General features: G+C 37.3%; 1 protein-coding gene. It reads left to right on the top strand.

Annotation, left to right across the window (positions count from 1 at the left end; translation table 11 throughout):
• Positions 1-279: hypothetical protein (locus CWC04_RS19735; RefSeq protein WP_171038604.1), on the top strand; the 279-nt coding region annotated here is incomplete at both ends.

The following is a 279-nucleotide window of genomic DNA, read 5'->3' as shown; positions in this document are numbered from 1 at the left end:
AATTTTCTACAAACAAGTATCTGATATAATCTATCATGTTTTAATAACTGGTGTAGATGGCAGTGGTGAAAGTGTCTTTGAAAAATTAATTAACGTAGCACCGCAAGGAGGAGAGCTAAACTTTGCGCCAAAAGCGGTAAACGATCATTTTTTAGTTAATGAAGAAGAAGCCTTGGAATGCAACGTTTTAACTTATGTCCGTGTTGAGTACCAAGGGGAGCTATATATAATCACTACCCCTTTAGTTACATCTCAGCATGGGAGTATTTCACTCAGCGA

The sequence above is a fragment of the Pseudoalteromonas sp. S2893 genome, from assembly GCF_005887105.1.
In the GTDB taxonomy this organism is placed as follows: domain Bacteria; phylum Pseudomonadota; class Gammaproteobacteria; order Enterobacterales; family Alteromonadaceae; genus Pseudoalteromonas; species Pseudoalteromonas atlantica.
The sequence above is the reverse complement of the archived record's forward strand: the minus strand, read 5'-3'. Positions and strand labels throughout refer to the sequence as shown.